Annotated in this window: 27 protein-coding genes and 1 pseudogene; 11 read left to right on the top strand and 17 right to left on the bottom strand. The window is 64.5% G+C overall.

What is annotated here, in order from left to right:
* Positions 1-319: pseudogene (locus tag E0T84_RS22825) on the bottom strand (hypothetical protein); the annotation flags it as partial.
* 66 nt (positions 320-385) lie between these two features.
* Between E0T84_RS22825 and E0T84_RS22820 the strand changes: the two are divergent.
* Positions 386-757 (top strand): helix-turn-helix transcriptional regulator, encoded by a 372-nt coding sequence (locus E0T84_RS22820; protein ID WP_138745631.1) that lies wholly within the window; start codon positions 386-388, stop codon positions 755-757.
* Positions 758-957: 200 nt separating this feature from the next.
* On the opposite strand, the gene E0T84_RS22815 is transcribed toward E0T84_RS22820, so the two are convergent.
* Both E0T84_RS22815 and E0T84_RS22810 read right to left on the bottom strand, forming a co-directional pair.
* A complete protein-coding gene (locus E0T84_RS22815) occupies positions 958-1,269 on the bottom strand; it encodes a type II toxin-antitoxin system PemK/MazF family toxin (RefSeq protein WP_138745630.1) in 312 nt (103 codons plus the stop codon).
* A complete protein-coding gene (locus tag E0T84_RS22810) occupies positions 1,266-1,571 on the bottom strand; it encodes a hypothetical protein (RefSeq protein WP_249383721.1) in 306 nt (101 codons plus the stop codon). Before E0T84_RS22810 ends, E0T84_RS22815 begins: the two co-directional genes overlap by 4 nt.
* Before the next feature lie 210 nt (positions 1,572-1,781).
* On the opposite strand from E0T84_RS22810, the gene E0T84_RS22805 reads away from it, so the two are divergent.
* Positions 1,782-2,168, top strand: a complete 387-nt coding sequence (locus E0T84_RS22805) for a hypothetical protein (protein WP_138745629.1) — start codon at positions 1,782-1,784, stop codon at positions 2,166-2,168.
* On the opposite strand, the gene E0T84_RS22800 is transcribed toward E0T84_RS22805, so the two are convergent.
* From E0T84_RS22800 to E0T84_RS22760, 9 genes are all read right to left on the bottom strand, one after another.
* Complete coding sequence (locus E0T84_RS22800) at positions 2,135-2,362, bottom strand: hypothetical protein (protein ID WP_138745628.1); 228 nt, start codon at positions 2,360-2,362, stop codon at positions 2,135-2,137. The two genes, E0T84_RS22805 and E0T84_RS22800, sit on opposite strands and share 34 nt — an antisense overlap.
* Positions 2,363-2,426: 64 nt before the next feature.
* Entirely contained in the window at positions 2,427-2,858 is a 432-nt protein-coding gene (locus E0T84_RS22795; RefSeq protein ID WP_371726228.1) for a hypothetical protein, read from the bottom strand.
* A 182-nt stretch (positions 2,859-3,040) separates the two neighbouring features.
* A complete protein-coding gene (locus E0T84_RS22790; protein ID WP_138745627.1) occupies positions 3,041-4,501 on the bottom strand; it encodes a hypothetical protein in 1,461 nt (486 codons plus the stop codon).
* Positions 4,501-4,956, bottom strand: coding sequence for a hypothetical protein (locus tag E0T84_RS22785; protein WP_249383720.1), 456 nt, complete (start codon positions 4,954-4,956; stop codon positions 4,501-4,503). Before E0T84_RS22785 ends, E0T84_RS22790 begins: the two co-directional genes overlap by 1 nt.
* A 613-nt stretch (positions 4,957-5,569) precedes the next feature.
* Positions 5,570-6,148, bottom strand: coding sequence for a hypothetical protein (locus tag E0T84_RS22780; RefSeq protein WP_138745626.1), 579 nt, complete (start codon positions 6,146-6,148; stop codon positions 5,570-5,572).
* Between the two features lie 74 nt (positions 6,149-6,222).
* On the bottom strand, positions 6,223-6,756 hold the full coding sequence (locus E0T84_RS22775; RefSeq protein WP_138745625.1) for a hypothetical protein: 534 nt from the start codon (positions 6,754-6,756) through the stop codon (positions 6,223-6,225).
* Positions 6,757-6,761: 5 nt separating this feature from the next.
* A complete protein-coding gene (locus E0T84_RS22770) occupies positions 6,762-7,496 on the bottom strand; it encodes a hypothetical protein (RefSeq protein ID WP_138745624.1) in 735 nt (244 codons plus the stop codon).
* Positions 7,497-7,797: 301 nt separating this feature from the next.
* Positions 7,798-8,745, bottom strand: a complete 948-nt coding sequence (locus tag E0T84_RS22765) for a discoidin domain-containing protein (protein WP_138745623.1) — start codon at positions 8,743-8,745, stop codon at positions 7,798-7,800.
* Between the two features lie 17 nt (positions 8,746-8,762).
* On the bottom strand, positions 8,763-9,125 hold the full coding sequence (locus E0T84_RS22760) for a hypothetical protein (protein WP_138745622.1): 363 nt from the start codon (positions 9,123-9,125) through the stop codon (positions 8,763-8,765).
* A gap of 543 nt (positions 9,126-9,668) precedes the next feature.
* On the opposite strand from E0T84_RS22760, the gene E0T84_RS22755 reads away from it, so the two are divergent.
* Positions 9,669-9,935 (top strand): hypothetical protein, encoded by a 267-nt coding sequence (locus tag E0T84_RS22755; RefSeq protein ID WP_138745621.1) that lies wholly within the window; start codon positions 9,669-9,671, stop codon positions 9,933-9,935.
* Between the two features lie 37 nt (positions 9,936-9,972).
* Here the strand turns inward: E0T84_RS22755 and E0T84_RS22750 are convergent, their stop codons facing one another.
* The 5 genes from E0T84_RS22750 to E0T84_RS22730 all read right to left on the bottom strand — a co-directional run bounded on the left by E0T84_RS22750 (position 9,973) and on the right by E0T84_RS22730 (position 14,729).
* Positions 9,973-11,163: an AAA family ATPase gene (locus tag E0T84_RS22750; RefSeq protein WP_138745620.1), complete on the bottom strand. Its 1,191-nt coding sequence runs from the start codon at positions 11,161-11,163 to the stop codon at positions 9,973-9,975.
* Positions 11,160-11,687: a hypothetical protein gene (locus E0T84_RS22745; RefSeq protein ID WP_138745619.1), complete on the bottom strand. Its 528-nt coding sequence runs from the start codon at positions 11,685-11,687 to the stop codon at positions 11,160-11,162. Before E0T84_RS22745 ends, E0T84_RS22750 begins: the two co-directional genes overlap by 4 nt.
* A gap of 452 nt (positions 11,688-12,139) precedes the next feature.
* On the bottom strand, positions 12,140-12,610 hold the full coding sequence (locus tag E0T84_RS22740) for a hypothetical protein (RefSeq protein WP_138745618.1): 471 nt from the start codon (positions 12,608-12,610) through the stop codon (positions 12,140-12,142).
* Positions 12,611-12,633: 23 nt separating this feature from the next.
* Positions 12,634-13,995, bottom strand: coding sequence for a cutinase family protein (locus E0T84_RS22735; RefSeq protein ID WP_138745617.1), 1,362 nt, complete (start codon positions 13,993-13,995; stop codon positions 12,634-12,636).
* Positions 13,992-14,729 carry a hypothetical protein gene (locus E0T84_RS22730; protein WP_249383719.1) on the bottom strand — a complete coding sequence of 246 codons (738 nt, stop codon included), beginning with the start codon at positions 14,727-14,729 and terminating at the stop codon, positions 13,992-13,994. The genes E0T84_RS22735 and E0T84_RS22730 overlap by 4 nt, the downstream gene beginning before the upstream one ends.
* A gap of 576 nt (positions 14,730-15,305) precedes the next feature.
* On the opposite strand from E0T84_RS22730, the gene E0T84_RS22725 reads away from it, so the two are divergent.
* From E0T84_RS22725 to E0T84_RS22690, 8 genes are read left to right on the top strand one after another with little or no spacing between them, the layout of a single operon-like run.
* The gene (locus E0T84_RS22725) at positions 15,306-15,506 is read left to right on the top strand and encodes a hypothetical protein (protein WP_138745616.1); all 201 of its coding nucleotides are present in this window, start codon (positions 15,306-15,308) and stop codon (positions 15,504-15,506) included.
* Positions 15,500-16,549: a hypothetical protein gene (locus tag E0T84_RS22720; protein ID WP_138745615.1), complete on the top strand. Its 1,050-nt coding sequence runs from the start codon at positions 15,500-15,502 to the stop codon at positions 16,547-16,549. Before E0T84_RS22725 ends, E0T84_RS22720 begins: the two co-directional genes overlap by 7 nt.
* Positions 16,550-16,553: 4 nt before the next feature.
* Entirely contained in the window at positions 16,554-16,868 is a 315-nt protein-coding gene (locus E0T84_RS22715) for a hypothetical protein (RefSeq protein WP_138745614.1), read from the top strand.
* A gap of 6 nt (positions 16,869-16,874) precedes the next feature.
* Positions 16,875-17,390: a hypothetical protein gene (locus E0T84_RS22710; protein WP_249383718.1), complete on the top strand. Its 516-nt coding sequence runs from the start codon at positions 16,875-16,877 to the stop codon at positions 17,388-17,390.
* Between the two features lie 25 nt (positions 17,391-17,415).
* Positions 17,416-19,971, top strand: coding sequence for an ATP-binding protein (locus E0T84_RS22705; protein WP_138745613.1), 2,556 nt, complete (start codon positions 17,416-17,418; stop codon positions 19,969-19,971).
* A gap of 49 nt (positions 19,972-20,020) precedes the next feature.
* Positions 20,021-20,593: a hypothetical protein gene (locus E0T84_RS22700; protein WP_138745612.1), complete on the top strand. Its 573-nt coding sequence runs from the start codon at positions 20,021-20,023 to the stop codon at positions 20,591-20,593.
* Entirely contained in the window at positions 20,590-22,404 is a 1,815-nt protein-coding gene (locus tag E0T84_RS22695; RefSeq protein ID WP_138745611.1) for a hypothetical protein, read from the top strand. Before E0T84_RS22700 ends, E0T84_RS22695 begins: the two co-directional genes overlap by 4 nt.
* Before the next feature lie 6 nt (positions 22,405-22,410).
* Positions 22,411-23,556 (top strand): C40 family peptidase, encoded by a 1,146-nt coding sequence (locus E0T84_RS22690; protein ID WP_138745610.1) that lies wholly within the window; start codon positions 22,411-22,413, stop codon positions 23,554-23,556.
* Positions 23,557-23,572 lie beyond the last annotated feature (16 nt).

The raw sequence follows: 23,572 nt of genomic DNA, 5'->3' as shown, positions 1-23,572 counted from the left end.
GTGGGAGGGTGATGGGGATTGGGATGGCTTGGATGTCGTGGGCCATGTTCTGGTCGCCTTCGATCAGCACTGGTGGTGACTGGGTGAGGGCGGCTGTCTGTTTGGTAGTCCAGGCGGCGTCGCGGGTGTCGACGATGGCGCGTTGTGCGTCGATGGCGGTGCTGAGGATGACCAGGGCGCCATCCATCAGGGATGAGGCGGTCGTGGGGGGTGAGGCGAGGGTGGCTGGTGCACTCGCGGCGGCGGTGGCCGCGGCTTTGCTCTCGGCCTGGGCGAGCTTGTCGGTGTCGATGTTGAGTTCATCGGTGCCAACTGTCATGGGTTCATCGTCCCACTGTTACGTCGTCTTGACCAGACCCTGGTACCAGAATGGTACTGTCAGGTGGTGAGTGGTAGCCCACCTTATTGCTCCCCCGCGGCCGACCTGGCCGAGGTCCGCGAACGTGTTCAGAGCGCCGCGACGCACCTGCGGTTTCTGCAGGACAACTATGTGATGCAGCAGCTGGTGAAAGAAGGATTGCTGCGCGGGCTCACTCAATCGGAGCTTGCTGCAGCGTTGAAGGTCAGCAAGCGTGAGATCAGCCGGTACGCCAACATGCCGTATGTGCCGGCGGCAGCCGCGGCCGGCGATCCGTTGGGGCCTGAGCGGCGAGCGCTCGACGAGGCCTTCCTCACCTACGTCTGGGGATCGCTGGATGCTGTGCTGTACGCGACGCGGCGATGCCGCGAGTACGACGCCGCACCACCGCGGCGATGAGCGAGGACCACGATGCTGACGAACGCGCCCTGCGCAACGAGCATCTCTGGAGAGCTACATCGACCACGCTGTGCCAACGCTCGGCATCGACGCCTACGCGGCGGCGACCAGGCGAATCGAAACCCAGCAACGCCCCGTCTAACACCGTCTAACACCCGAAAGGCAGCAGTGCCCGCCCAACTGCTAACCACCGAGAAACATCACGGTATTGCGATCCGGAGTGCTTGGCTGATGTCCTGCATCGTTGATGGCGAGAGGCTGCCCAGCGGTTCGGTGAGCTCGTCGTGGTAGAGCTGCACGATGTCGTCGACCAGGACGAACCCGACGAGGGGGTCCGCGGCAGTCAACGGGACCACGGTGGGGATGTGCGCGTTCTTGCTCGTGGTGGTGATTCGCGCCGCCAACACGGTGTCGAGGTTGCGGTTGCGTGCGTTGTTGCTCAGGATCACCCATGGTTTGAGGCCGTATCCGAGGTCGACTCGGTAGGCCTGGCTGCGCATCCCACGGTTCACAGGTGGGCCTCGGTGCGGCGCGCGTAGCGGGCGCGGGCCGCTTTGCGTTCACCGTGGGCGGGTTCGGTGTTGAATTCGGCGGCCAGTTGGGCGTATCCGGTGTCGAGCACATGTTCGCGCAAGGCTTCGGCGCCGGCTTGCAGCAGGGCGCGCAGGGCGCCGGCTTCGGACTTGATGTCCGTCTCACCGCGTTGACTTGCCCACTGCCGCAACACCTTGAACGCGGCCGACTCCTCGTCAAGGTAGGGCGCAATGGCCGCTTCGTCGGCGTCTTTGAGGATCAAACTCACCCGCTTACTCATAGGCACATATTACACTCGGTGGCGGCGCAAAACTAAGTGCACAATCCGGTGTATCGAGTGGCTCCCGGCCGCGGCCCTCGACAAACCGAATCGGCAACATCGGCGGTCAAGCGCTTGCCGACACGACCGCAATCGTCGCAGCTCTCATATCTTGACCCAACCTCTAGCGTGTCATCGGGCGCCCGGGCCGGGTCGATGTTGGAGGCTTGCGTGATGAATCCCAGCCAGTTCGTGCCCTGCGTGGTGATCGCGGCCGCGTGTAGCCTGCTCGTTGCAGGTTGCACGGGCAGCTCCGAGGAGACGACCTCCACCGCGACCAGCAGCATCAGCATTGACAGTCCTGGATCCGGACTTGAAACCGCGAATGCGCCCCTGCGAGATCTGCTCACCGTCGGCGAGCATTGCTTCGCAACGGGTGTGGAAGCTGTTGCTGCGCAACTGCGCGCCGCTTCCGCAGACGCTAAAGCCGACGCTGAAGACGACGCGAGACAGGCTCGCGGCGAAATGCGTAAGACGGGTGTGGAGGCGACCATTGTCGAAGAGGTCGAGGACAACGGCACCTGCTACTGGGTGAGGACGAACTCGCTGTTTCCGTGATCCGGGTATCTGGAGAGGACGTCGCGGGCCTGGATGAGCAGCTCAACCAGATGCCCGGCGGTGTTGGTGCCGGTGTGGTCGGTGCGGTCCATCAGTGCGGTGAGCTGAGCGCGGTCGGCGTCGGAAAGCGCTGGCACGTCGAGGCCCTGGGCGATGAGCTTCTTGATCGGTTCACAGAGCGGTGAAGTCGGCATGGCGACGAGTATGGCACCGAGTCAGGACAACCGAATGCCGTTGAAGAGCAGATAGTTTCACTGTTTACTCGTGTGGTTCCTGGATATTCCAGGAGCCGGTGTCGGTGTAATCGGTCGGGTCGAGATCCCAGAGCATGCCGGTGTTGTCGAGCACGCTGTCGTGGTGGCAGTAGGTGCAGCGGAATGCGCTGATGATGGCGACGAGGTGTCTGCCGTTGCGGAGCCGCCCGCGGCTGATCGCTGGTGGTGCTGTGGTGGGATCGGTCCAGATGCGGCCGATGCACAGTGTTTTCGGTGCGGTGGTGCCGCAGTGGTCGCAGCGGTCTGGGTGTCGCGGTGGTGGGCAGAGGAATGTTCCTGGTCCGGTGGTGGTCCAAGAGTCCCATTCGACGGGCAGGCCGTCCCAGCGTGGTGGTAGGTCGTGCTGGCGTGGCCACAGGTCGAGCTGGCCCTGCTTGGCCGGTGGATCCGGGTAGGTCGTTTCGTCGGTACTCACGCCGGCGTCTTCTGCGGTTGAGGCTCAGAGCGCTTCGGTTTGGTCGGTGGTGGAGTGGGGGCCTTTCGTACTGGCGGGGTTTCGGGGATCACTTCAATCCGGCGGGGGTTGTCTCCGATGTGGCCCATTGCGCTGCTCCTGTCGGGTGAGTGAGTTCGGCTGCTGCGGTGCTCGTGTGCACTTCACCGGTCTGTGTCCAGTGGGTCCTCTGGCGACCAGAATTGATGGTCCGGATCGATCGGCCCGAGCGAGATGCGGTAGTGCATGTTGGCGATCAGGGAAGTGTCGTAGTCGGTGACGGGGATGTCGTATGCGGCCAGCATGGCCCCGAGGTCGTCGAATTCCTGTGCGTGAGAGCACTGTTGGGAGAGGACTGTGCGAGCTTCGTCGAAGGCGGGCCCGGGGTGGCACCAATAGGAGACCACGCGGGCGGCGGAGGTGCGCAACCCGGCGTTGCCGATGAGTGTGGGGCCTTCAGCGGCGATGATCGCGACGATGCCCGCGGCCAGATCGGGGAATTGGCGGCGCAGGGACGTCAGTGTTGTCGCACCGTAGATTCCGCAACTGCAGTCCTCGTCGGGTGCGGTGTGGTCGTAGCCGTGGACGCAGCGCGCCTCGCACACCCCTGCTTCCCACGCCAGGTGGCCATTGACACCGATGTTGTCCAGGTGGGGTGCGATGCTGACTGGTGCGAGAGCGCCGCGGTGACGGTCGACGGTGAATGTTCGTACCGCGTAGCGGCCTACCTCAATATCGGATGGCTTGTCCGCCTGTAGCGTTGGGAACCTCCATGCTCGTGGGCGGGTGAGTCCCACCGGGGGCGATGTCTTGGCGGTTGGGGTCGTGCTGGCGATCGCTCGGTGGTTGCCGGTGTCATCGTTCGTGGTTGTGGGTGTTTCACTGGGGTCGAATGGCGGGTAGCTGGACTGGGTCGGTCGCAGCCATCCGAGTCGTCGGTAGATCGGCAGGAATCCGTCGAGGTAGGGGCTTCGGTACAGTCGCAGCTCATTCGCGAGGTAGACGATGTCAGATATCCACCCGCTTGCGGCGTGACGTTCGCGGGCTGCCCCAGCCATCACCACGTGGATTCGCACAGCGCGGCCCAGTCGTAGGAGTGCGGCCAGGGCGTCGACGATGGGCCGGTGATACCCGCTGCTTCTGATTTCGGCGAGGACGTGGTGCCAGGTGTCAACGAACAGGACCACTGGCGCATCGCTGTGACCACCGGTGGTGGTGCAGAGCCGTTGTTGCAGCAGGTCGTGTAGGTGAGTGATGAGCGTGATCTGTTCGCTAGGTCGGGTAGTGATACACCGCACGTTGGGCCATTCCTGCAACTCTCGGTACCCGTTGTCGTCGTGGCTGGCTGCGATGTGCACAGCCCAGTGCGCCCGCGCGCATTGGGCGGCCAGAGTCTGGATTGTCGCGGTGGTTGCTGACTGGGTTCCACCGCTGCTTGCACCGGTGATCAACTGGTGCGGTGAACTGGCGGGGTGCCACGACATCACCTGTCCCCAAGGGTCTTTGGCCACCGCGAAATCTATCGACGAGTATGCGGTGATCGCGTCCTCGATACCGTTGGCCTCAGGGTTGTGCGGCGGCTGGGGCAACGGCAGCCAGAATTGTTCGGTCGGAATGTATGTCATCAGAATTCCCCTCTCGGGGCCTGGAGTAGGGATCTCAGGGTGGGACCGCTGCACTCATCGCATTCCCCTGCTTTCGGGGGTGACGCGGCGGCCAGAGCAAATTGTCGCGCCGCCTGAAGGCAGGCAATCAAGTCCTCGGCGCCCGCCGGGTCGCCTGGCGAACCACTGGCGACCTCGATCGGATCCCCGTCGTGCGCGACGTCGACGACGGCGCTGCCGCGCCGGAAGTAGCGCCACTCGTCGACGTCCTCGACCTCCACGGCAGGGTACGGGACAGCAGCGTCACCCGAAGCAGGACGGGTAGCGTCGTCATGCTGTGGGAGGTCGAGGCTTTCGACGATCCGTTCGGCCACCCGGTCCGACCAATAGCGGTCGTAGTGCTCGTCGGTGTCTTCGGCGTGCACGATCGCCGAGATTTGGTCTTGAACTGCGATGAGGTTGGGATGATCAGTCATTGGTCCACCTGGCTCCGCTGGTCTTTCAGCGTCGCGCCGATCAACACGACGCTGTGGGCAGAAACCACTCCAAGTGTGTCGGGGTCTGCAGAGGCTACTGCGCTCATGGTTGGGGGTCATTCCTTCTGTGCTGGTTGGGGTTTGACGTGTTGAACTCGGGTTGGTCAGTCCGGGACGAAGGTGGGCTCGTCGCTCCAGCGGGTGAGTCGAACCTGGTGGCGTGAAAGGGGTTTGGCCCAGCGGCAGGCGCGGCCGAGGGCGTGCCAGCGGGTGAATCCGAGGCTGGTGTGAATGATTTCGCTGCCAGGCGGTGACTTGTGCTGAGGGCAGTTGGTACCAGTGGCGGGCTTGGTTCACCTGCAGGAGGTCCCAATATGTCGGTCGGGTGCGTGGCTGGATGTCGCGTACCACGTAGGTGGGTTCGATGTAGTCGGTGGCCAGTGCGCGTTGGATGTTTCGTGCTGCGGCCCAGTTCGCCAGCCACCGGGTGGGATAGGTGCCGTGGCGGTCTTGGAAGGGGCTGTCGGTGCGGATGTGGAGGACTTCGTAGCGTTTCCAGCGGAGCATGGTTCCCCTCGGGTGGGTGAGACATGAGTTGTGTTGGGCTGGTTGGCTATTCGGGTGGGACTCCGGTTCGGAGCATGCGGCACCAGGCGGCTTGGTGGAGTGCGAGTTTGGTGCCGAGTTGGGTGTAAGCCCATTCCCAGTCGCGCAGGGTCCATGCGTTCTCGCCGGTTGCTCGGTGGCGGCGCAGCAGTCGCGCGGCGCGGCGGCGAGTCAGGCGTGCTGGTATCGACAGGATGGTCCGGAGGGCCAGGTAGGTCAGCAGTAGGCCGCCCGGCCACGCGGCGACCGTCCAGCCGGGCCATTGGTGCTGGTGGGCGATGGTTGCGTATGTCATGGTGGATAGTCCGAGCACCATCGTTTTGGCGGCTGAGCGGCGGCTAAACAGCAGGAGGGGGATCGGGCCGACGAAGGTGACGAAACCCGCGGCGCCCACGTATCCCCATAGGCCGGGTGCGATGGCGTTGGCCACGATCGAGAACCCGGTCATCATCACATAGCCGATGGCGGCCAGGCCCAGACTTGCGGTGGCTGCTGTGCTGAGCTTGTTGATCCAGGCTGGCTTCTTCTCTTGCCGCGACTCTGCTGCGGACGATGTTGTTGTGTCGTTGAGGTTGTTGGGTTTCATGCGTCCCCCCCCCCTTTTTTGGTGCGGTCCCGTTCGTCGCGGTAGTTCCGTCACTGTGACGGCAAGTGGGTGTTTCACGATGCGTTGTTGTCGGGGATTCCGAAGCACAGGTCGGTGTCGACGTTCTGGTTGTTCCTCGGTTGTGGCACGCCTTGGTCTTTGGCGCCGACGACGGTTGGTAGTGCCGGCGGGGCGTGTGTGAGAGCTGGCGGCGAGTAGTAGGGACCGTGCTCGCTGTCGTCGTCGCGGCTGGGGTGTTCGCGGTCCCACTGGAGGCGATCGATCGCGGCCAGCGCGCGTTGTCGTGCCGCGGCCATCTCTTCGCTGCTGTGATAGCAGTGCGTTCCGGGAGCCAGGAGTTGGTCGAGGTCGTCGTCGGCGGTCGTGGGCGAGGAGCCGGACCAGAACGCTCCGACGAAGGCGGTGGTGATCGCGCCGGCCAGGATGAGCACGACAAGGATTCCGAGGGCGTTGATTTCACGAGTGAGGTAGCGGTGCCGGCTGGTGGTGCGGTTGCTCAGCTCGGTGAGGTCATGGCGTAGGGCTTCAATGCTGTCGGGTTCTGGCGTGCTGGCGGGTTCTGGTGTGTCATGGGTGTTTTCGCTCATGGTGGCTATCGTGCCTTGTTGGTCGGACATTGAACTGGCGTGAACTGGTGGGCCAGCAGGAGCTGCAGCGGTCGGCTGATGCGGTAGCGGGTGGTGAGTGCGTCGACGTCGAGGGTGTTGGCGGTCAGGTCGATGCGGACCACTGCGCCGTCTGCGTTGAGGCTGACGGTGACGGTGTCGCCGAGGGGTTCGCGGTGGGTGGGGGTGGCGGTGGTGAGGCGGATGCTGATGCCGCCGGAGGGGTGCGGGGTGACGGTGCAGCGTTGCCAGTAGCCGCGGACGTTGTCGAGGAACTCCTGGGGCGCGCGGCCGGGGATGGCCAGCGCGGCTGAGACGGCGAGGTGGATGCCGGCGGTGCGGCCGAGGCGGGCCAGCGTGTGCAGGTCTGGGTTGCGGGCGTCGAAGCCCGGGCCGACCGCGAGAAGGATCCGGCGGCGGTCGGCCGCGGCGGTGTGGGCGCGGTCGGCGAGGTCAGCGACGGTGCCGGGGCCGTCCTCGGTGAGGGGAAGGCGGTCGTCAGCGAGCAGACTGTAGAGGGGGTCGTAGATACGTGGGAACGCGGGTGTGACGGTGGGGTCGTCGACGAGGAGCCACTCCCATCCGGCGGCGAGTGCGTCAGCTTGCAGCGCGGCAACGTTGGGGCCAGTCCAGGCGTGCACCCAGCAGTGCGGGACGCCGATCCCCCGATCCGCCAGGCCGACAGCCCAGGATTCGAGATCGGGGTGGAGGTTGAGGATCACAGTGCGTGCCCTTCGTGGTCGGGAGTCATCATTGTGCTGCTGGACAGGGGCGGTGAACTGGGATGTCACCGCGGTGAGCTCCGGGGATCAAGACGTGTCGCTGGGGTGACAGTTGTCGAAGTTCATGGCTCCCAACGCCTTTCTTCTGGATACGGTGGTGTGCTGATCGGGAGTATTCCACCGTTATCGGACACCGCCGTGCACGCGCAGCGAGTGAGCTCACAGTTAATGCACCGTGCATAAAACAGGCACGCCAACGGCCCGCCTTCGACGGGGATACGAGGCGGGGCGGCGAAGGGTGTTAGGCGCAGTACCCCAGGAATTGGATTTCGCTGGAAGCGACCGTGGTGACGTCATCGTTGGGCGCTGGCGTCTCGGTATCGGTTGTGGTGTCACCAGTTCGGGGTGGCTGCGCGGTTTCAACAATCTTGATCAGCAGTTTGCTGACCGTCGCGGGTGGGTCGATGAATCCTGGCCGGAAGTCCCGGGCTCCCCCAGTTTCGACGGGCAGCGGTTTCCGGCCGAGTTCCTTGGGGAAATACACCTCGGCTTTGGTGATGACACGGTGCTTGTCCCACTGGTCGACACCGCCGGGCGCATCCGGGATCCGCGCGTCGAAACCAGATTCGATGCGGGTCTGCGACACGGTGCACTGCCGGCCGAAGTCAACCTGAATGAACTGGTCGTCCTTGCCGTCGGCACGGGTGCAGATCCACGCGGTCCCCAGATTGCCGTCGAACGCGGCGTTGGCCGGCGAGTACGGATCGTTCTCGCCCTTGGGGCAGGAGTCCTTGGCGGTGATGCCGGTCAGGATGGCGTCCTTGGGTCCTGCTGACGTCGGCGGCAGCGGCGCCGGAGCGGCGTGGGCCCGGGTCGGGGCTGCCGGTGAGGTGTCGGCAGCCAAGGACCGGACAAGGCTGAGCGCGACGACGAAGACAACCAGGACGACGACGGCCAGGACGACGGCGCCCAGCCGCCGGTTCGGAGGGATTTTCGCCGCGACCTTGTCGGCTGAAGCTCGGATCCCGCGGCCCAGAGCATAGGCGCCGCGCGCCAGTAGCCCGGGGGCCTTGGCTTCCCGGTCGTCGGCGGGTTCGGCGGTGTCGGCCTCGGTGGGGGCGATACGACGAGCTGGCCGCGATGTTGATCGTGGCGCGATGGAGGCCATGACGATGGCGCGGTTCTCCCACGTCTTGTCAGCCAGGACGGCAGCGGCGTCCTCAATGCTGTTGGATGGTGTAGTCGTCATCGGAACTGTCAAGTACCTCACTGATCCCGGAACTGGTCGAAGATCTTGTTGTGGGCGATCTGCTGCTCGCTGTACTGAGGGATGGCCAACTGGGACGGGTCGACCACGGGGTACTGCTGGCGCGCCGCGGGCAGCGATCCGTAAAAGTGATAGTGGTTGATCTGCGTCAACGACGGCACCTGTACTTGAGCGGTGGGCCGGGCGGCGGGGCTGCGTGGTGGGGCGGGCCGTCGGCGTCGATGCCGGCGACGCAGGGCGGGCCAGGCGAACCACAGCGCGAACACAGTGACGAAGATGTAGCCCGCTGCTGCCTCCGGTGGAGCGCCGAAGTGTACGGCGATGCCGGTGAGGATCACCGCGGTGATCAGTGCGCGGATCATGGTGCACCGACCTGATCGGCGAGCAGGGGTGGCCGCGATGTCGGCGGCAGGGCCAGCGCTCCCTCAGTCGGGCGTCGCGCGCGGGTGGTGTTTGTGCACGACCGACGCGAGACCCACACGCGTGGGACGCGATGTGAACCGGACCGAATGTGCATGTTCTGCATTGTCACCCATGAGTCGGACACCGGGCAGCCGCAACGAGTGACACTCGGATGTCCGAGGGCGGGGTTACGGTGTGGATGATCCGGCCGGGCCGGGGTGCACACCGCGTGAATGGATCGATCTCTGCTGGTATTCCCGGTCACAGCGGAGGCTTTGAGGGGCGGGACCCGCGCAACCCCCTCGGCGCGGCCCGCCCCTCAAATGCGCCCAAGAGATGGTGAAGGCCCCTGGTCGGGCGTATCGTCAAAGGGTCTTGGCGAAGAGTCAAGAAAGTGGAGCCGGGAGCCAGCACGTTTTGCTGGTCGCCCGGCTTTCGCGTTCCCTGGGGTGCGAAAATTTTGGGGTGTGAGAGGGGTGCCTCGGCGGGCTTAGGTTCGGAGGATGACCGAATCGTTGGAAGCTCTCACCCGCCAGGTGGACGCCGCGCTTGGCCGTGCGGCACACCTGTTCGTCGGCCCGCTGGGGAACCATCCGGACCTGGCCGCCGAAATTGACAGGACGCGGCGCGCGGTGGAGGCCTCCATGCAGGAGGCGCTTGATCACCGTGGGAAGCCGACGTTTACGCATTGGGCGGGTCTGCATTTGCGGCGTCTTCGGTGCGCAGCGGCCGAAGCCCAGGCGCTGGTCGAGCAGAACTCGCGCCGTTGAGATCTGGCCGCGCGGCGATCTCGCAAATCGTTTGTTTCTAGCCCTGTTCGCGAAGTTGGTCTGTCACGTTCTGCCAGAGCGCGGCGTAGCGAGCGGAATCCACGTTTCGGGTGTTCGGGTCTACTGCGCGGATCGCCGCTTCAACACGCTCGATGTTCAGGTCGGCGCCGTGTGCAGTGACCCGCACTGCGAGCTCCTCGTTGCGGGTGCCGGCCAGATGTCCGCCGCTTGAGGTGGAGTGTCGACCAACGATCCACACGGCTTCGACGGTGACGGGTGCGTTGGCCAGCGCGGGAACCTGGGTCTGGCTCAGTGCCGAGACCGGATCGGGTGAAGTTGCGCTCACGCCCCGGATCGCTACGCCACCAATATTCGCGTCGCGGACATCAGCCCCATGCGGCAACGAGGCAAGGGGCAAAGGCGTGTCCGGACGTCGAGAGGGGTGGGGCTGGGCGGTTCTGGTTGTGACCGGCAGACCGGCAGCACCGCAGATGGCGGCGGCTGTCACTTCACGGTTGTCGTCTGCGAACACAGTCGACGGGACACGGAAGGTCGTCCAGCTCCAGCCACGGACACACCACAAGGCTGGCCGGTCGCCGACTGTCTTCTGTGCCCATTCCTGCTCAGCGTCCGAGAACTCACCGATGCGATCGTTGCCGCCGAGATGGATACGGTGTGGTGTGAGGTGACAGGCCTCGTGGCTGTGGGGTTCGATCGTGCGCAAGACCAGGAGTAAGGACACGCGTCCGTCGCGCCACATCCCGATCCTGTCAATCTTTTTCAGTAGCCGCTGCAGGTCTGCTCGCATCTCCCTCGTGGACTTGAAGTCGTCGATCACGACCAGCAGATGGGGCAGTTCCAAGCTGCGGCCATCTCGGCAGAGCCGCCGGCGGCGGGCGCGCTCGCGACGAAAATGTTTCACGAACGGCTCGGGGTCGGTCTTCAGGTGACCGTAGGCGGCAGCCGTTTGGGGCAGCGCGGCGAGTTCCTCCGCCAAGGCGCTGTTTTTGGCTGCGCCGAAAAAGAACTGCACTTGGTCCGGGCTGTATTCGGTGGCGAGATGCGACAGTGCGTTGCGCAGCACATGCGTCTTACCTGTTCCTGCATCGCCGGTGAGGACCGCACGGCCGCTGCGCAACGCCAGTTCCCCGGCGGCCAGCTGCTCATCAACAAGTCGGTCGATCTCATCGACCACCCGCTCGGCGGGATTGAGTTCGGTGCTGGTCATCGCAATTCTCCTAGCTTCCCGTTCGACTGGGTGCGTGCCGAGGTGGGAGGGTTTTCTTTCCGCGCCGCGTCGATCGTCATTGCAGCGAGGACGAGTGCTGCGACGAGCCCGGAGTACGCCAATGCGGTCCGTATAAGGGCGCAGGCCAGTGACGGCCCGCCCACTCCGGCGGGTTGGTGTAGCGCTACCGGATCTAGCAGCGCGAGCTCGGTGGCGGTTAGTAAGAGGAACGTGCCAACGAACGCTGCGGCGCTGGCGATTACGGCTGTGCGTGCGGCTGCGGCGCGCGAAACCCAGAGGCCGGGCACAAGGGTGTTCGATTCGGCGTTTGTTCCGCTTTTCATGGGTGTCGTCTCCTGGGCGAATTCGAGGACGTGTTGGACGGTGTTGGTGAGCTGAGGCGCTTGAAGGCGTGGTTGTTGCGTGCTATCGCTGCGATGCGGGAGGGCTTGCCGCTGCCGCAATTCGCCGGTGATCGAAATGTTGTGTCCGGTGGCGAATGGGTATCGAAGATCGGTGGTCATGAGTTGGTGAAGTGCGGCGGTCTTGCCGACTGGACCGAGGGCGTCGGGGCGATCCCGGTGGCCGTGGCGCATACATCGTGAGGTTTCTGGGGTCGTCGCGCAGAAGCCAGGCGCGGCGGGCTGGGCGGGAACGTCGTGACCGCGATTGAGGACGAGGAGGCGGTGTTCCGCGGGTGCGGGCGTGTGCGTTCGCAGCTGGCGATTTCTCGGAAGAACCAGGAGGCGACCCACTTGCCGGCGCCGAGCTGGCCTGCGTAGGCAAGGGGCCGGTCGTCGCGCTGGATGGGTTGGCCGCACACCCGGCATGGGTCGTGGGTCGTGGGGGTCGTGTAGGGGGTGTAGTTGGGCCATGAGTGTCTGCCGACTGTGTGGTGGGACAGGTCGGCTAGGGGGTCGATTGATGTGGTGTTCGGTGTGGGCATGGGCTGGTCCCTTTCTGGGGTGTCGGGTGGCTATGCCGGGGTGACCAGTGGGTGGATGGCGTGGAGCAGGAGCTGGAATCCAGCGATGTAGGGGTGGGGGGTGTTGGCGAGAGCCAGGGTGAGGACGGCGGGGTCGAGGGCCAGTCGGATACCGAGGGTTCGACCGTTGCGGGCGATGGTGGTGAGCGCGTCGATCGCAGTGGTCGTGAGGTCGGTGCGTGCGCCGACGACGAGTAGGGCGGGGGTGCGTTCGGGGCGGGTGGTGATGTCGTTGAGGAGGGTTTCGGTCTGGGCTGCGTTGCGGGCGACGCCGAGGCCGATGGTGGCTGCGATGGCCGTGTGGCCGGGGTTGCGTCGGTGGGGTGGGTAGTCGGTGTCGATGATGCGGGTGGTTGCTCCGTGGGCGGTGAATTGGTGGAGCATGGGCGCGATGATGTGTGCGTCCCAGGCCGGGAGCCAGAAGTGGCCGGCGGTGTTGGGGGTGTGTGCGGGCAGTTCCATGGCGGTCTTCCTGCTTGGCGGGGTTAGACGAGTTTGTTGAGCTGGTTGACGAAGTAGCGCTGAGCGATCTGGGTGCCGGAGTGGCCGGCCTTGTCCAGGGCGATGGTGTCGTACTGGTTGTGGAAGTTGCCGTTGGTGAATTCGGCGAAGTGTTTGAGTGCGGCGGTGACGTTGGCGGCGCTGAATTGGGCGAATGTGGGGCCGAATACGCCGGTGGAGTGCAGGCCGATGCCGCCGGTTGCGGTGGTGATGGCGTTGAGTACTGCGGTGGCGAGGTTGGCGAAGTTGAAGCCGGGTGAGGCCAGGTTGGCACCGACAGGTCCGAAGCCGCTGACGTTGATGGTCTTGGTGTTGTCTTGCATCTTGTTGAGGGTGGTGGCCACGGCTGTGGCGCGGGTGGCGATGGTGGCGATGGTGGCGGGGATGGCTGCCCATTGGCGGTTGTAGATGAGGCCGATGGTTTGGTGGGCGGCGTTGAGGAGTTCGGTGGCGACGGTGGCTACTTGTGGGCCCGCGAGCCAGAACAATTGTTGGGTGAGGGCCTTGGCGAAGGTGATGCCGCGTGAGATCAGGTTGGGGATCAGCTGGGGGTCGTTGACCAGTTGCAGGATCTGGCTGATGGCGGCGGTGGCGGGGGCGATGAGTCCGGCCATGAACAGGGTGGCGAGTTTTTGAGCTGAGCCTGAGGGGTCGGCGGCGTCGAGCTGGGAGCCGAGATGTCCGATGAAGCGCATCACTACATCGGACTGGGGCAGGTTGCAGAAGTAGTCGAGGGGGGCGCACAGGGACAGGATGCCGTTGCGTGCGGTGAGTGTTCCGAAGCCGTCTTTTCGGACGCCGGCGAAGCCGAAGCCTGGGCGGTTGAGGCCGATGGTGGGCTGGCCGACCGGTGATTGGGAGGGGTCGGCGACCAGGGCGACGCCGAGGAGTCGGTTGGCGGGGATGGCGCCCTGGTTGCGTCCGATGGCGGAGGCGATGTCTCCGGCGACGTCGGCGCCTTGGCTGTAGCCGGTGAGCAGAAATACGGTGCGTGAGCAACGGCGGCTGATGTTCTTGAGGTGTGCGTTGACGCTGTCGATTCCGGAGTTTTTGGAGGCGCGGTAGCCGCCGCCGTCGGTGCCGCCGATGATGGTGGCGGCGTAGGGGATGTAGGTGGTGGTGAGGGCTACTTTGGTGTGCTTTTTAAGGGGTTCGAGGATGCCGCCGAGGACGCCGACTGGTTTGGTTGGGTTGGCATCGGGATGGGTCTGTGTGGTGCCGGGGACGGCGATCGCGTCGACGGCTGGGCAGTCGGCGGCTGTGGCTGAGGGCGCGTTCGGTAGGGCCATGGCCGTGGCGGTGATGAGGGTGAGGAGTCCGCAGCTGATGCGGTGGCGGAGCGTCATGCTGCGACCGCGATCTGGCGTCGGTTGCGGGACAGTTTGGCGATGGCGCGTTGCGCGCGGCGTTCGACGGCGCCGGTTTTGGCGCCGAGGGTGTCGGCGGCTGCGGGAAGGTCGTAGACCTCGCCGCTGAGGTAGAGGGTGTTGAGGGTGTCGTATTCGAGTTGGGTGATGACGTTGGCGGTGCGTGCGGTTTCGAGGATGTGGGTGACTTGTTCGTGTTGTTCGTTGTCGTGGGGGTCGATGTGGGGGTTGGTCCAGCGTTGCGCGGTGTGGGTGTCGACGCGGTAGGCGGCGGCGGGTGTTCCGGTGCGTGAGCGTGAGTTGAGGGTGCGGTAGAGGGTGTGCGCGTAGAGCCATCGGGTGGTGATTTTGCGGGTGTCGGTGGCGGTGTTGATGAGTGTGAAGAACGCGTCGAGGGTGGCGTTGTCTCGGGCGTCGCGGTCTGAGGAGTGGTAGCCGTCGGGGTCGGCGCAGGAGGCGATGCGGCGCAGTGGGTGGCGCATGAGGACGGCGGCCATGAGAAGGGCGTGGCGGTCGCCGTGGCGGGCGTAGCCGGCCAGTGTTGGGAGGACTTTGTCGGCGGTGTCGAGGTGTGCGCAGATGGCGGCCGGGGTGCTCGGCGGTTCCTTGTGGAGGGACTGGACGAGGGTGACTGCTGGGGTGAGGTCGTTGCGGCGGGGGCGGGTCAGTAGTGCGTGGGCTTGGTGAGCGAGGAGGTCCCAGGTGTTCATCATCGGATTCCTTGAGGTCGCGTCGTGTGGACGCGTTCATGGAATCGGTGAGGGTTGCCGTGGGGGTTTGCAGTGGAGTTGTCAGGAGGGTTGTCAAAACCCCAATCCAAATGTGATGTGCATCACATTAACGGGTGGTGAACTGGGTGTTTGGGGTTGTCGTAACGGTTGTCAGGAAATTGATCACCGTCGCTGTCGACATTGCTGACACCCGGCGCGCAGGGGCGACTGGCGGCAAGGGGGATGCCGTGGCATGTGGGGGTATGCGGCTGGGGCCACGGCGATGGCCGACGTTTGGCGATATGGCGGGGCTGAGGCTGCCGTGACATCGGCGAATAGGCGGGTATGCGGTGCGCGCATACGTTGTCGAGCTACATGTTGTTAGGGGTGTCGCTCGCCGTTCCGTGGACTGACGCCAGCGACGGCGAGCGTAATCCCCGGTAACGGCGTACGGCAAACATACGTACCGCATATGCGCGTATGCGTTACCAATTCGTGATGTTCGGTGATGTCGGATTTTGGGGGCGCGACCCTAATTAGTGGCTGTCCAAATCAGCCGCACCCCTTGGAGGCCGCCCCGTGGGCCAGCCGATCCGCCGTACCAGCGCCGCGGTACGCGCCTATTCCGACACCGTGCGAAAGCTCGCCATAGCGGTAGTCGAAGACCCGCTTGACGAAGCCAAGTCGATGGCCTTGGTCACTCACGTTGTGAACAACCGGGCCTTGGCGGCGCAGCGGATGCGCGAGTTGGAATACGACGCGGTGGTGGTGCCGTGCTGAGCCGGTCGATCAACCGAGTCTTCGGTTCGATTTTTCTTCGCCTCAGTGGTGGCGATGCGGTGCGTGCCGACGAACTTCGGACGCGGGTTATCGGGGCACTTTTCGGGTTCATTCTGCTGACGTATGTGCCGCTGATGGCCGCTGTGGTCGTGCTGGTTCTCAGCCGTCCTCAGCCGGTCGACGAGTACGCGCAGCGGGACTGGGAAACAGCGATCAAGGCGTATGCCATTCGGTACGTCAATACCTATCTCAAAGACCCGTCGAACTCCGATGCATTGAAGTCGTTTTGCATCAAGGATCTGGCAGGTTCGGATCTGGCTCCTGGTGGCTACGCGGTCAGTGCATCATCGGCACTTCCCGGGGTCGTGGTTGACGGAGTTCAGACCTGGTCAGTTCTTGTCGACACGCAGGTGCCTAAGGCCGCGAATGCGGCGGCGATGGCAGACCTGCCTTTGCAGGTCGACATCTCGATCGATCGGCGCGGATTTTTCTGCGCATTCTCACTGCCGCATGCGCGCACTGAACGTCCTGCGGGGCAGCCGGCCGAACTGGCAACCGACATCGCGGTGACTGAAGGTCGTCCGGTCTACAACACTGCGGTCGGGTTCCTCAACGCGATGTTGGTTGGTAACGGCGATCTTGCTCCGTTTGTCGCGGCGGGTTCGAACTTGCGGGCAGCGCAGCCGCCGTTCTTTGCATCCGTCTCGATTGACCGCATGCAGGCCAATTCCGAGGTGGCCAATGCGCAGGACGTGCCAGTAAAGGCTGACGGTGTCGAGGTCACCATTCGTGCCGAGCTGCTGACGCCGGCTGGGGTGGCAATGCCGATGGATTTTCCGCTTGTCATGTCGGTGGCTGCCGGGCACTGGCAGGTCGATCGGATCAATGACGCACCGGGGATTGTCGCTCCGCCGGAGAGCGGAACGGGTGATTCCTCTTCGACTCCGACCACCACGAGTTCGTCGGTGCCGAGCGCCCGGACGACCCCTAGGCCGTCGCTGACGACGGGCAGTAGCACAACCACCACTCCGGAAGGGAACTGAAACCATGATCACTGAAATTGCATCCACGGTTGTGGCCAGCGGCGACGTCGCGGGCCACGTCAGCTATGTCGCGGCACCGATCTGGGATGTGGGTGCTCAGATCAAGTCGCAGGGCATCACGTTCGCGGTGTATCTGCTCATCGGTGGGACGGCGCTCATTGTTGCGTTGGCCTACTTCGTGTCCAAGGACAAGACGTTCGCGTTGAAGACGGCGGCGGTCGGGATTGTTCTGATCGGGATCGTGGCGGCGTTGCCGGCGTTGGGTGTGATGTCCAAGGACACCATGAACGGTCTCGTCGGTACGAGCGGCGTGCGGTAGGTCGCCGTGCTGTTTGTGGCCAAGTGGTTCACCCGCGCATCGCGGGTTCGGATCGTCATCGCGAAGTTCGACGGCCGGTGGACCCTGCCCGGTGGACCGTATCCGATCCCCGAGCTGGTCGCCCTGGTCGGTGGAATCCTGGCGACCCTGTTCGCCTTGCCGCGGCTGGGTCATCCGATCGCAACCGGGTTGCTCGGGGTGGCTCTGACGGTAACCGGGGTCGCGATGATGCGGCGGATGCCCTACTCCCCCGTGCGCTTCACCACGCGGGTGCATCGAGTGTTGCGACTGTACAGCTCTCCGGTCAGCTACAGCAGCGGTGGCGAGGCGCTGAGCGGCGAGACCCACACCGTGGTTCGCCCGCGGATCGAGATCCTCGACGTCCTGGCTGAGGACGCCTCTGAGACTGACTTGCCCACGTGGGCAGCCGGTGTGCCGGCGGGTCCGTACGACGAGCACTGGGACGCGATGTTCGACGACCCGCGCAACAACAACCACCCCGTTGCCGATCTCTTCGGCTGATCTTTCCGTGAGGAGCACCTGAAGCATGGCCAGCCAACTTGATCAGACCTTGCAACCGACTGTGTCGATGATGGGGCACCTTCGCCGCATGCGCGACGGCTCGATTTGGGCCAGCTATCGACTCACCGGATTGCCGTATGGCTACACCAGCCCCGAACGTAAGAAGGCCGTACTGACGCATCACAAGAATTTGTTTCGGGTGTTGCCGAATCACTCGGTGATCGCCGCGGTAGTCGCCCGGATGAACGCCGATGAGATCGTGGCGCGGTCGTTGGGCATCGCTGATGTGAACCGACATCCGCGCTGGGGCGACGAGTGCGAGGGAAAGCATGCGTACTTTTCCTCGGACAAGCAGCCGACTGAGCGGATCATCACCGTGTCGTTTCCGGTGAGTGATTCCGATGCTGTCACTGACGTTGCCGCATGGTCGGGGGCGCGTCGATCGCGTGAACGGAATCGCACGGAGATGCGCAAAGCGTTCGTGCACGCCGATGCGATCGTGGCGCAGCTTCCGGGTGTGTTCAGCCCGGTCCCGTTGACGGCAGCGCAGATGGTGTGGCTGTGGAATCGCGGCATCTCGCGTGGCGGTGTGCCCGAGGTGTTTCCGCCGGCGGTCGCCTCGAATGTGTCCTCTCCGGCCGGGGCGTTCGGGATGGCCGAGTTCGACGAGGGCGAGCGTCGCCCAGATGTGAAGCGGTGGAAGCCGAGTAGTTTCGCGCCGCTGCTGAAGATTTCGCAGCCGGGGCGGCTGGGTGCGCAGATGTCGTGGCAGACGCTGCTGGCGGTTGAGAGTCTGCCCTTGGACGGACTGGAGTTCCCGGGCAGCGAGTTCTTCACGATCGCTGATCGGGCCAGCATCGAGCGCACGATCGACGGGAAGAAGGTTCACTTCCCCATCGACGACATCGACTGGGCGGTGCGGATCAGCCGGACCTCCCGTGAGGTGACGATCGCTCGCAATACCAAGAACTTGCGGCGGCTGTCCGAGCAGGTTGTCGAGCGTGATACCGAGGTGTCTTTTGCTCAGGACACCCTCGCCGAGCAGGTTCATCTACTCGGCGAGTACAACGCGCTGCTTGAACAGCGTGACGACGAGGTCGAGGTGTCGCTGTGCCCGATTTTCGTGGTCAGCGGCACGAATCGTGCGCAGTGCGAAGAACGAGCGTTGGCGCTGACCCGGGAGTTCGAGGCAAACCGGATCAAGCTGGTTGCGCCGCTGGGTGGTCAGCGTGAGCTGTGGGCGGCGATGAATCCCGGTGGTAGCACGCATCGGGTGGTGTCGGATTACGCGCACAACACGATCAGTGAGTACGCCGCGTCGTGTGTGCCGTGCGCGGCTGACTCGGTGGGCGATGCCCGGGGCCCAGTTATTGCGCTGAACTTGTCCGGCCGCCGCAATCAGCCGGTGTATTTCGAGTGGTGGCGTGAGGCGCTCAAGGACCGCAGCCCGTCAGTGGCGATCGCCGGTGAGCTGGGCGCGGGCAAGACGTGGCTGATCATGACGATGCTCTACCACTTGGTGGATATCGGTGGTCAGTTCTTGGCGATCGACCGGACGGACAGCGGTGAATATGCCAGGCCGGCCGCGCTGCTACCGACCGCTCAGATTGTCGACCTGATGGATCCCAGGGCGACCTTGGATCCGCTGCGGACGTTTCCGGCCCATCTTGGTGCCGACTCCGCGGTGGAGCTGTTGACCCCGCTGTTTGATTGCGAGGCCAACGATCCGATGGGAATGGCGCTGAGCGAGTTGCTGCGTCCGGAGTGGGGTGTGCGGTCCATCCCGGAGTTGCTGAAGGAATTGGAGAAGGGGATTGAGACCGGCCGCACGCCGGATGACAAGCCGTTGCCCTTGGGGTGGGAGGCGCTGCACCGTCACCTTTCTTACTGGCAGAACCGGCGCTACGCACGGGCTCTGTTCGATCCGAATTTGCCGCCCCTGGATCTCAAGGCCGAAGGCATCGTCATCCGGACGAATCGGGTTGAGGTTCCTACCGCTGAAGAAATCGCCGGCGGCGAGAAGCTCGGTCCGAGCAAGATTTTCGGTCGTGCCATCTATGGGTTGGCGCTTGAACTGGGCCGGCAGGCGTTCCAACTCGACAAGCCGCGGCCGGCGGCTGTGGCGATGGACGAGGCATACCACGTGACCTCGTCACCGACCGGACTGTCGCGGGTCACTCGCGTTGTTCGCGACGGCCGCAAGGACAACATTGCGATGCTGTTGGGTTCACATGACCCGTTGAATGACTATCCGCCGCAGACGGCCCTGGATCTGATCTCGATGCGGATCGTGATGCGCCACCGTACCGAGACGCTGGCCCAGCGGTCGCTGAAATGGCTGGGCATTGACCCTGAGACCAATCCGCACATTGTCCGGGACCTCACCGAGCGGACCTCCCCGGCGGGCCCTGACGGAAAGACCGTGAAAGGCCGCGAGGGCGAGGGCTACATGCGTGACGCGGCTGGAGGGATCGGTCGCATCAAGGTGCTCGGCCCGTCGGATCCGGCGCGGCAAGCGGCAATGCGGACCACTCCGGTCGACCACGCCGAGATCACCCATGGCGACTTCGCCGTCGCCTGAGTTCCCCTAACAGTCGAATTTTTGAGGAGCGCCTGCGATGAGGATGTCGATGAGGACGAGGCGGCGGCTAGCCGCGGTGTTCGGGGTGTGCCTGCTGGGCGGGCTCATTTTGGTGGCGGCAGCGTCGCAAGAATCGGTGGCTTGTGGGCAACCGGTGCAGACCGGGCCAGTGGCCAACGGACAGGCGGTCATCGCTGCGGGTATCTCCAGGAAGGTGCCCGAGCAGGGCATCGTCATCGGCCTGACGGCCGCGCTTGCCGAAAGCCGGATGCGCAATCTGGCGAACCCGAATGTGCCTGCGTCGCTGCTTTTTCCGAACGACGGAATCTCCGTTGAGCGGACTGCGGTGGGGATCTTGCAGCAGGAACAGGACTGGGGGTCGGCGGCAGAACGCATGAACCCGCGCATCGCGGCGGATCGGTTTTTCGCCGAGATGATGGCGGTGCCGGGATGGCAGTCGCTGCCGGCCGGACAGGCCGCTCAGATGGTGCAACGTTCGGCTTACCCGGGTCGGTATGCAGGTGCAGTCGCAGCCGAAGCTGACCAGTTCTACCGCGAGCACCTCGGGGAAGTCCTTGCCGGCCAGCCATGCACCGCAGGGCACACGCAGGTGGCGGCATGACAACGGCGATGTGGATCGCTGCACGCGAGGACCAACTGCTGTGGTGGCGTGACGAGATCCGCGACTGGACTCCCTGGTCGCCGGTGCGGTGGTGCTGGCGGCATCGCTGGATCACGGCGGTGCTGCTCGCGGCTGCGGCGCTGCTGTGGGGTGCAGCTGTGGCATGGGCCGACCCGGGAACGGGGTCGGCCGCAGGTGAGGGAAACCCGATGATCTCGTGGATGGGGATCACCGATTCCCAGGGAGCGCCGGTTTCCAAATACACCCTGACCCTCAACGAAGGATCGATCGCCAGACCGGACATGGTGCCGTTCGCAGTGCTCGCATCGTGGGCGTATGAAACCTATGTCTGCCTGATCGCCACCGCGTTGTGGCTGATCAAGTTCGTCTTGAGCTTCGAATGGCTGCAGATCTTCACCGACCCGTTTCAAACCATCGGTGACGGCATTACCGATGCGATGGACAAGTTCGGGCTGGCTCCGACCGCGCTGGCTGTGCTGGCGATCATCGTGGCTTGCACCGCGCTGGCCGGCAAGGTGGCCAAAGCGTTCTCCAACATTGCGTTGGGAATGCTGATGATCGGTGTCGCCGCAACGATTTTCGCCCATCCGCTCGGTGAACTGATCGGCCCGGACGGCATGTTGGCCAAGGGCCGCGACACTGGCCTTGAGATCGCCTCGTCGGTCTCAGGTGGAGCGCTGCACACCAAAGCCGGCGGCGCGGACACCGATGCCCTGGTCAGCAGTCTGGCCGACCGATTCCTGCGCAAACCGACCCAGATGATCAATTTCGGTGAGGTCAGCGACTCCATCTCCCGTAAATGCGAAGAGGCATGGACCAACGGCATCAAGAAGGGCCGCGGCGACGGACTCAAAGATGACATGAAGCAGTGCGACGACAAAGAAGGAAAACGGCTGCACGCCAAGGCTATGGCCAGCCCGGCCGCCATCCTGGTGAGCCTGAATGTGTTCGGCTGGGTCAGCCTGTTCCTGATCGCGTTCGCCTGCTACTTCGTCTGGCACGTCGTGCGCACCGCCGTACACGCGATGCTGTTCGCCGCGCTGGCCCCGCCGGCCTTCGCGATCGGGGTGGTCCCCGGCGGGCCCCAGACCTTCGCCTGGAAAACCATCTTGGACTGCGCGATGGCATACATCGCCATGATTGTCTACGTCGCGGGGTTCGGCGCCTACAACGTGATTTTGGACAACGTGTTCAAATCCACCAACAATCCAGCCAAAGCCATCTTCATCACGGCGCTGGTGCTGGCGTTCGCGTTCGCGTTCTTCGGTCCCTTGCGCCGCATGTTCGATAACACCCGCGACAAGATGGCCGCCAAACTCGGCGGGGCACCGGCAGCCGGCGGGCCATCGTTTAACCCCGGTCTACTGTCGAAAGCTGCCGACGTGTCGCGGCTGGCCGAAGACATGCGCCGACGATTCGGCAAGAGCGACAAGAACTCTGAGTCTGACGGTGATCCCGGCCGGCGCCCGGTCAAGATTGACGACGGCGCACCGTCGGGATCTGGCGCGACCGCTGGTGATGATGGTGGCTCGAAACCTGTGAGGGTCAGCGATGACTTCGTGACCCAGTCCGCTGGCACCGGCCCCACCGGATCAAGCCCCACCGGATCGAACTCGGCTCCAACTGGCGCACACGCGCCGGTCTCACAGCCCGTCGCGGACTCCCCCGGCAGTCACAAGCGCACCAGCGATCGGTTGGCCACGGCCATGCGGATCTACCAGGCCACGAGCGGAGGTTCTGGAAGCAGCAGCGTGGGGCCGCGTCACGCGATGTCTGAATCGGCGGCCTGACACGCCATGTGGGGAAAGGTCGCCCTACTGCTGTGGCAGCACCGGCACAAGCTGGTAGCCGCGGGTGCTGCGGTGATGCCGTTTGTGTTCACCGCAGCGCTGGTGCTGTTCACCGCGCTGACAGGGGCGGGGTCGACGCCGGCGGCGGCGGTGCTGACCCCGCAGTGCCAACAGCAGCTGCAGACCCAGGGCGTCAGCGCCGATCCAGGCGTGTCCTTTGGTGCGGGCCCGGTGGCCAACGGCAAAGCCGTCATCGCCACCGGCGCCCAGATGAAGATCCCGGAAAAGGGAATCATCATCGCATTGGCCACCGCGATGCAGGAGTCCAGCCTGCGCAACTTGGCCAACCCCAATGTGGCTGAGTCCATGTCGATTCCGCATGAAGGGGTCGGGCACGACCACCTGTCGGTGGGCATCTTTCAGCAGCAGCCCTGGTGGGGCACCATTCGCGATCTGATGACCCCAGGGGTCGCAGCCCGCAAATTCTACGATGCGTTGCTCAAGGTGGGCGGCTGGATCAATATGGCACCCACTGTTGCGGCGCAGTCAGTTCAGCGGTCGGCGTTTCCCGACGCCTACGCCGATGATGTGGCTGCCGCGACCGTGTTCTATCGCAACCACGTCCGCGAGGTCCTGGCCACCTCTGGGGCGCCCGCACCCCCGGCTTCGGTACAAGACGACAACGGCCGCGACGTGTGCGGGGCGCTTCTGGACCCCAACGCCGCGCCGCCGCTGGCCGAATCACGGCCAGGCACGGCGATGGGAGTGGCCGCGGCCCGGGCGGCAGAACGCCAAATCGGATTGCCCTACGTGTGGGGTGGGGGATCTCTGGATGGCCCCACCGGCGGTGGATTCGACTGCTCTGGCCTGGTGCGATACGCGATCTACCAGGCAAGCGGGCATCGGATCGTGCTGCCACGGGTCACCTGGGACATGGCGCGCGTGGGCCGGCTAGTGCCTCGCAACGCTGTGCAGCCCGGAGATCTGGTGTTTCTGAACCCCGAGCCCAATCCCCAGACCGGGGCCATCGGGCCTGGACACGTCCAGATGGTGGTCAACCCCACCACCGTGGTGGAAGCCAGCACTTTCGGTGTGCCGGTGAAGCTCACGCCGTTTCCCACCAACTACATGGCCATCAAACGGGTCCTCTGACGGAGAAAGAAAGAGA

Source organism: Mycobacterium sp. DBP42 (assembly GCF_005924235.1).
GTDB lineage: Bacteria > Actinomycetota > Actinomycetes > Mycobacteriales > Mycobacteriaceae > Mycobacterium > Mycobacterium syngnathidarum.
This window is presented reverse-complemented; position numbering and strand designations above follow the sequence as displayed.

Bases quoted from the DNA above. Each gene is read 5' to 3' on its own strand.
- E0T84_RS22735 (WP_138745617.1), bottom strand. From the start codon at position 13,995: ATGACGCTCCGCCACCGCATCAGCTGCGGACTCCTCACCCTCATCACC.
- E0T84_RS22790 (WP_138745627.1), bottom strand. From the start codon at position 4,501: ATGACATACATTCCGACCGAACAATTCTGGCTGCCGTTGCCCCAGCCG.
- E0T84_RS22740 (WP_138745618.1), bottom strand. From the start codon at position 12,610: ATGGAACTGCCCGCACACACCCCCAACACCGCCGGCCACTTCTGGCTC.
- E0T84_RS22765 (WP_138745623.1), bottom strand. From the start codon at position 8,745: ATGACGACTACACCATCCAACAGCATTGAGGACGCCGCTGCCGTCCTG.
- E0T84_RS22745 (WP_138745619.1), bottom strand. From the start codon at position 11,687: ATGACCACCGATCTTCGATACCCATTCGCCACCGGACACAACATTTCG.
- E0T84_RS22695 (WP_138745611.1), top strand. From the start codon at position 20,590: ATGACAACGGCGATGTGGATCGCTGCACGCGAGGACCAACTGCTGTGG.
- E0T84_RS22810 (WP_249383721.1), bottom strand. From the start codon at position 1,571: ATGAGTAAGCGGGTGAGTTTGATCCTCAAAGACGCCGACGAAGCGGCC.
- E0T84_RS22690 (WP_138745610.1), top strand. From the start codon at position 22,411: ATGTGGGGAAAGGTCGCCCTACTGCTGTGGCAGCACCGGCACAAGCTG.
- E0T84_RS22700 (WP_138745612.1), top strand. From the start codon at position 20,021: ATGAGGACGAGGCGGCGGCTAGCCGCGGTGTTCGGGGTGTGCCTGCTG.
- E0T84_RS22775 (WP_138745625.1), bottom strand. From the start codon at position 6,756: ATGAGCGAAAACACCCATGACACACCAGAACCCGCCAGCACGCCAGAA.
- E0T84_RS22755 (WP_138745621.1), top strand. From the start codon at position 9,669: ATGACCGAATCGTTGGAAGCTCTCACCCGCCAGGTGGACGCCGCGCTT.
- E0T84_RS22800 (WP_138745628.1), bottom strand. From the start codon at position 2,362: ATGCCGACTTCACCGCTCTGTGAACCGATCAAGAAGCTCATCGCCCAG.
- E0T84_RS22780 (WP_138745626.1), bottom strand. From the start codon at position 6,148: ATGAAACCCAACAACCTCAACGACACAACAACATCGTCCGCAGCAGAG.
- E0T84_RS22760 (WP_138745622.1), bottom strand. From the start codon at position 9,125: ATGATCCGCGCACTGATCACCGCGGTGATCCTCACCGGCATCGCCGTA.
- E0T84_RS22715 (WP_138745614.1), top strand. From the start codon at position 16,554: ATGATCACTGAAATTGCATCCACGGTTGTGGCCAGCGGCGACGTCGCG.
- E0T84_RS22785 (WP_249383720.1), bottom strand. From the start codon at position 4,956: ATGACTGATCATCCCAACCTCATCGCAGTTCAAGACCAAATCTCGGCG.
- E0T84_RS22750 (WP_138745620.1), bottom strand. From the start codon at position 11,163: ATGACCAGCACCGAACTCAATCCCGCCGAGCGGGTGGTCGATGAGATC.
- E0T84_RS22730 (WP_249383719.1), bottom strand. From the start codon at position 14,729: ATGATGAACACCTGGGACCTCCTCGCTCACCAAGCCCACGCACTACTG.
- E0T84_RS22705 (WP_138745613.1), top strand. From the start codon at position 17,416: ATGGCCAGCCAACTTGATCAGACCTTGCAACCGACTGTGTCGATGATG.